The sequence below is a fragment of the Paenibacillus rhizophilus genome (assembly GCF_003854965.1).
In the GTDB taxonomy this organism is placed as follows: Bacteria; Bacillota; Bacilli; order Paenibacillales; family Paenibacillaceae; genus Paenibacillus_AQ; species Paenibacillus_AQ rhizophilus.
On the sequence record NZ_RQPI01000027.1, the window covers coordinates 24,031 to 30,030 of the forward strand.

The 6,000-nt window shown below is 48.2% G+C and carries 6 protein-coding genes and 1 pseudogene; 4 read left to right on the forward strand and 3 right to left on the reverse strand.

Annotated features, from left to right (window positions below; all coding sequences use genetic code 11):
- Positions 1-100 precede the first annotated feature (100 nt).
- Positions 101-1,624, forward strand: coding sequence for a malate:quinone oxidoreductase (locus EH198_RS23825; protein WP_124697972.1), 1,524 nt, complete (start codon positions 101-103; stop codon positions 1,622-1,624).
- Positions 1,625-1,723: 99 nt separating this feature from the next.
- Here the strand turns inward: EH198_RS23825 and EH198_RS23830 are convergent, their stop codons facing one another.
- A complete protein-coding gene (locus EH198_RS23830) occupies positions 1,724-2,488 on the reverse strand; it encodes an SDR family oxidoreductase (protein ID WP_124697973.1) in 765 nt (254 codons plus the stop codon).
- A 149-nt stretch (positions 2,489-2,637) separates the two neighbouring features.
- Positions 2,638-3,465, reverse strand: coding sequence for a MerR family transcriptional regulator (locus EH198_RS23835; protein WP_124697974.1), 828 nt, complete (start codon positions 3,463-3,465; stop codon positions 2,638-2,640).
- 342 nt (positions 3,466-3,807) lie between these two features.
- Between EH198_RS23835 and EH198_RS23840 the strand changes: the two genes are divergently transcribed.
- Entirely contained in the window at positions 3,808-4,185 is a 378-nt protein-coding gene (locus EH198_RS23840; protein WP_124697975.1) for a collagen-like protein, read from the forward strand.
- A 315-nt stretch (positions 4,186-4,500) separates the two neighbouring features.
- Here the strand turns inward: EH198_RS23840 and EH198_RS23845 are convergent, their stop codons facing one another.
- Entirely contained in the window at positions 4,501-4,785 is a 285-nt protein-coding gene (locus EH198_RS23845; protein WP_124697976.1) for a transporter, read from the reverse strand.
- Positions 4,786-4,936: 151 nt separating this feature from the next.
- Here EH198_RS23845 and EH198_RS23850 point away from each other — a divergent pair, with 151 nt between their 5' ends.
- Positions 4,937-5,710, forward strand: a complete 774-nt coding sequence (locus EH198_RS23850; protein ID WP_124697977.1) for a sporulation protein — start codon at positions 4,937-4,939, stop codon at positions 5,708-5,710.
- A 90-nt stretch (positions 5,711-5,800) separates the two neighbouring features.
- A pseudogene (locus EH198_RS23855) lies at positions 5,801-6,000 on the forward strand (hypothetical protein); the annotation flags it as partial.

Genomic DNA, 6,000 nt, shown 5'->3' on the forward strand with positions numbered 1-6,000 from the left:
GAAAAGGCGTGTGACCAGGTCGCGCGCTGGCTTGCTGTGGCGCCTAAGCAGGAGCGCCTTACATCCTTCCTGCAAATCGTAGGGTAGAAGGACGGTAAACATGAGCAACCAACAAACGAAAACTGACGTTATTTTAATTGGTGCCGGAATCATGAGTGCGACTTTGGGTTCATTGCTGAAAGAATTAGCGCCGGACTGGGAAATCACCGTGTTTGAGCGGTGTGCGGGCGCAGGAGAGGAAAGCTCCAACGAATGGAATAATGCGGGAACGGGGCATTCTTCACTGTGCGAGCTGAACTACACCGTCGAACAACCGGACGGGTCCATCGATATTGACAAAGCTATAAAAGTGAATGAAGAGTATCAGTTTTCCAAGCAATTTTGGTCTTATCTGGTAAACAGCAATCGGATACGTAATCCGCGGGACTTTATCGTTCCAGTGCCTCATATGAGTTTTGTACAAGGGGAACAGGATGTAGCGTTTTTAAAAAGACGATTTGAAGCGCTTTCGAAAAGTCCCCTGTTTCAAGGGATGGAATTTTCTGATGACCCGGGACAACTGATGGAATGGATTCCGCTTATGATGAAAGACCGGACATTGAATCAACCGATAGCGGCAACAAGAATCGAATCGGGAACGGATGTCAACTTCGGCGCTTTAACGCGCATAATGTTTGACCACTTAAAGAGTAACAACGTTGATATTAAGTTCAAACATCAGGTTGATGATATTACATGTACGAGCGACGGCTCGTGGGAATTGAAAGTGCGGAATATGGATAGCGGTACCATCGAACGCCATACTGCAAAATTCGTCTTTATCGGCAGCGGGGGAGGCAGCCTGCATTTGCTGCAGAAATCCGGTATTCCTGAAGGAAAAGGGATTGGAGGATTTCCGGTAAGCGGACTATTTATGGTGTGTCAGAAACCGGATATTGTAGCGCAGCATCATGCCAAAGTATACGGCAAAGCTGCGGTTGGAGCTCCTCCCATGTCTGTTCCGCATCTTGACACAAGATTCATCGACAAGAAAGAATCGTTGTTCTTTGGCCCTTTTGCCGGCTTCTCACCAAAGTTCTTAAAATTCGGTTCTATGTTTGATTTGTTAACTTCTGTAAAACCAGATAATCTCGTAACGATGCTGGCGGCAGGCGTCAAAAACGTTCAACTGACCAAATACCTGATCGAGCAAGTGATGTTATCGAAAGAACAGCGCATGGAAGCTTTACGGGATTTCGTCCCGAACGCCAAAAGCGAGGATTGGGATTTAGTGGTCGCGGGCCAACGAGTGCAAATTATCAAAGATACGGCTGCCGGCAAAGGAACGCTACAGTTTGGCACGGAAGTGATTAGTGCCGCTGATGGCTCGATCGCTGCATTGCTTGGCGCTTCTCCGGGTGCTTCTACCGCCGTTTCCGTCATGCTTGAAGTCATCCTAAAATGCTTCCCGCAACATATAAATGCGTGGGAACCGAAAATAAAAGAAATGATTCCTTCTTATGGTGTGTCATTACCTGTAAACCCGGAACTTATGCACGAAATTCACACTTCAACCGCGCGGTCGCTCGGTCTAACTAAGGGAGTATGGGAGCATGAGAAAAAGGCTCATGTATTTACTTCATAAAGTTTGTCAGAAGTAGGGGAAACAGCATTCGGGTCATGACAACTATAAGCAGGTAAAGCTAAGAGGAGCAGAACAATTGTTTTGCTCCTTATATTATGCTTACAGATGTGAACCGCCCGTTGCATCAACCATTTGTCCCGTTATCCAACGGCTGTCCGAAGAAGAGAGGAAGGCGACGATGTCTGCAATATCTGAAGGCTGTCCGACCCGGCCGAAGGCCGACATTTCTGATGCATGCTTTTGACCTTCCGGTGTGTGCAACCAAGAGGCATTGACGTCCGTATCGACGATGCCGGGAAGAACAGCATTAACCGTAATCCCACGCGGCCCTAGTAATTGAGCAAGATGCAGTGTGAATGTATTTATTGCACCTTTTGTCAAATTGTAGGCCATAATGTGGGGATATGCGATTCGTGTAACACCTGAAGAGATATTGATGATGCATCCTCCGCTGCGCAGCATCGGCAATGCCTGCTGGACGAGGAAGAACGGTGCTTTTACGTTTACTGCAAATACCTCGTCGAATGCTTCTTCTGTTGTCTCCTCAAATGATTTTGAAGTTCCGATACCGGCATTGTTAACAAGAATATCAAACCGGGCTTCACCGGCATGGTGAAGGAGTGCTTCCTCCAAGGATTGAATCAACTGCTTCGCCCCAGCCACGGTCTCGAGTCCTGCACCTATCGCAATCGCTTGTCCTCCCTGCTCCTCAATGATTCGAACGACATCGTCGGCTGCATCGCTGCGGTTCCCATAATGAACTGCAACCAGAGCCCCATCCTCTGCCAATCGCAGGGCAATCCCTCTCCCAATCCCTCTGCTTCCTCCTGTGACCAAAGCAATTTTTCCTTTCAGTCGTTTCATTTGTTCCACTCCTCCTTTTAATTGTGCAGCACTACTGTACACCTTCCAGTTAAGGGGAGAGTCAAGGAAACTCCGGATTTTTTTTGCATAAAAAAACCATGGTTATCATGCTGCAAGTTGCAGAATGAAACATGGGATAGAAATGAATGTTAACCAGCATGCTCGATGGGGACGAGCAATTCAGCAAGCCGTATTGTTCCGTACATATCTTTGTCTGAAGTTAAATAGATTTCGCGGAGAGGTTCTTTTTCGGAATGGACAAAGCTCTGGGATGAGATCCATGACATGAGTTCAGTGACAGCCGGACAACAATTGCGGTATGGGTTACAGTGGTGTACAAGGGAAGCTGCAGCCTTCAATTCTGGGAGGATCCCGACTTTCACTCTTCCGTTGCTTGGAATATCCTTTGTTAGGGGCAGTGCGACCTCGATATCGACTGGATCTGAATTCATGCTACCGAAATCATGCCATAAAATCGTCAGTAAACGCCCTTCATCCTCTCCGCAGGAACGGACATACTGCGAGATTTCGTCCAGCATCAGACACAGCTGTGTTCGCGGGATCGTGTCACGTATGGAAGCGATGAGTTGAGGTTCTACATATCGAATTGTAGCCGGTGTATGATGAAGATGCTTCTCCGATTCCTCAACACGGGTCAGCCTTCTATCAATCTCGTTAAGCTGATTTTGCGCTTCATGGATGGCCTGCTCAAGTTCTTTCTTTTTATCCGTTAACTTGTTCTTCACTGCCTTCGGCACAACGTTTTCTTCCAGAAGAGGCTTGATTTGCTCTAATGTGAAGCCTTGTTCTTTCAAGGCAAGGATACGTTTAACCGTCAGAAGCTGTTCTTCGGTATAATATCGATAGCCATTATTTTGATCTACGACGGCAGGTTTTAACAGCCCCAGGTTATCGTAAAATCGTAAAGTTTTAACAGAGACTCGGGTTAACTTGGAGAAAGCACTGATTTTTAACATACCGAAACGGACTCCTTTCACTGAAACGGCTGCTCCTTAGACTATAATATTTTGTACGAGGGAACACGTAAAGGAAAGACTAAAATGAAAACTTGCCGTTACGCGCGGAGAACCGTATCACAAGTAGGGGCAAGTTTTTTGATAATGCCTATGTTAAATCTTATTGTTGATTTTCAGTAAAAATAAAACCGCTCAAGAATAAAAAAGCGGCTAATTTCACTAATTTCCTTCACTACCGTTCAGCTTCGGCTGGGCGGGGATTTTTTATTGGCATTCGCCCAGGCGCCCTTTCCGCGAATGCATATGATGATTATGCCTACTCATTGAAAGGAGCGATCACATATGGGATTTTTTCCAACGCCGGGAACCGGCGGAGGATTTCCGGGATTCCCGGGCGGACCTGGCGTGCCGGGAGGACCGGGGTTTCCAGGAGGATTTCCGGGGACTCCGGAGGGTGCACCGGGAGGCGTTCAAGCGCCGACGGCTCCTCCACCGCAATTCGTACCGCAAATGTCGACCACCACATTTGCCATCGACCCCGGCGGGATCAGACGCTGCCTGTTCCGAAACACATATATTTGGCTGAACAACGGCGAGCAATTCTGGTTCTTCCCGGTATTCGTCGGGCGTAATTCTGTTGCAGGGTTCAGATGGTTCGGTTTCTTCTGGGCGTACTTCGGCATCGATTTGAATCGGATTCGCTCGTTCACGTGCTTCTAAGGCAGACAGCGAAAGAGAACAGCCTGCGGGCTGTTCTCTTTGTTGTGCGACTTTTCGTGTTTGCCGCTATCATCCAAGAGTCAACGGTTCGGGTTTGCAGTGGATAGTGAGAATCCCGTAGATATTTTTATGTCTATTATAGTAGGCTCGCAAGAAAATCCGGGGGTTGTGGATCCTGCAAAAGATACCGAGAAAAGATTCGTTTTCCATGACGCTCCCTCGGGAAAAGATAATTAAACAAAGCGAGATCAAAGAAAGAACCATCCCGCAAAGGATGACCTAAAAACGTGCCGAGCCCCATTTACTTCTTCAATATTAGTACAGTGTAGGAATCGGAGGACAAGAAACGGCATTTATGAATCTTGGATCAATTCCATAATAAAACCAATACGCACCGCTCCAGCGATAGCCTGAAACTTCACCGTACTCCACCCGAGTGGGGAAATACCAGAAGCTGTCCCCGTTCCATAACCAGACATAAGTATAATTTTGCAAGCAGTCGATGATATAAGATCCAAATGCCGCAGGTTTGGGCGGGATGAAGGCAGGGGGAGGGGACAGTGTTTGAGCGGGTGTTCCGGGCAGTGGCAAAAAAGCCATTTTGTTCACTCCTTCATAATAACTTCTTTTCATACTATGCATGTGCCTAGACTAAAGTTCGTTCTTGGCTGAAACGAATCAGCCGGATGCTGCGTAATGCACAGCATGAACGTATTATAAGGATGCATTATTGCGGAGGTGGAACCGGTACATGTCTATGTTCAAAAAGGTATTGGCAAGCGTCGGCATCGGGTCGGCAAAAGTGGACACTCGGCTCGAGGAGGCGCAGGTAGTGGCTGGAGGTACGCTGCGCGGAGTGGTATCCATTCGCGGGGGCCAGGTGGAGCAGCAAATTGACAAGATTTACATTTATGTAAAGACGCAGTATGAGAAAGAAGAAAATGATCGAAAGGTAACTCATGAAGTCGAAATCGCACGCATCCTCATTACCGAGGGAGTTTTGCTGCAGGCCGGGGAGACTCGGGAAATTCCGTTCGAAATGACCATCCCCGAGCGTGCGCCTGTATCGTACCGCAACACACCGGTATGGCTAATGACAGGACTGGATATCAAGATGGCGCTCGATCCAAGCGACCATGATTATCTCGAGGTGGTGCCGAGCGATAACATGCAGTTGGTATTCGGCGCGCTGGATGAGCTGGGCTTTAGGCTGCGCGAGGTGACCAATGAATATGCTCCCCGTCTTGGCGCCGGCTTGCCTTTTGTACAGGAGTTCGAGTATGTGCCGACCCGCGAGTTTCGCGGCGCGCTGGATGAGCTTGAAGTGATGTTCTTTCCGCGGGGCGACAATTTGGAGCTGTACATCCAGATTGACCGTAGAGCTCGCGGACTTGGCGGTTTCTTGTCGGAAGCCATGGGTACGGATGAGAGCTTTATCCGCGTGACCTTTACCGGTAATGATCTGCGCCGCGGTGTACATGAGGTCTCCCGTCAATTGCATCAGCTCATCTCCCGATACAGCTAATATAGAACAGATTTAGTGTCGCAGTCCCCCACCTCTAACCCAACAGCGAAGGTGGGGGTTAGACACGCCCGCTTCACCAAACATACGTTCTTGTGTTATACTAGATCCATCAAACTTGCGATGGAGGCGTATCTCATGAAGGTGGTCAAAACACTCAAGCATACGATTACGTCTCACCACCGCATGCTAGATGCGACTCTTCATGTGTATCAAGAGGCGCTGACGTTCTTGATTACGGTCATTCAAGAGCAGTTTATGGCCTTGGAATCGTTATCCACCCAAGCAGTGGT

Bases quoted from the DNA above. Each gene is read 5' to 3' on its own strand.
- EH198_RS23830 (WP_124697973.1), bottom strand. From the start codon at position 2,488: ATGAAACGACTGAAAGGAAAAATTGCTTTGGTCACAGGAGGAAGCAGA.
- EH198_RS23835 (WP_124697974.1), bottom strand. From the start codon at position 3,465: ATGTTAAAAATCAGTGCTTTCTCCAAGTTAACCCGAGTCTCTGTTAAA.
- EH198_RS23825 (WP_124697972.1), top strand. From the start codon at position 101: ATGAGCAACCAACAAACGAAAACTGACGTTATTTTAATTGGTGCCGGA.
- EH198_RS23850 (WP_124697977.1), top strand. From the start codon at position 4,937: ATGTCTATGTTCAAAAAGGTATTGGCAAGCGTCGGCATCGGGTCGGCA.
- EH198_RS23840 (WP_124697975.1), top strand. From the start codon at position 3,808: ATGGGATTTTTTCCAACGCCGGGAACCGGCGGAGGATTTCCGGGATTC.
- EH198_RS23845 (WP_124697976.1), bottom strand. From the start codon at position 4,785: ATGGCTTTTTTGCCACTGCCCGGAACACCCGCTCAAACACTGTCCCCT.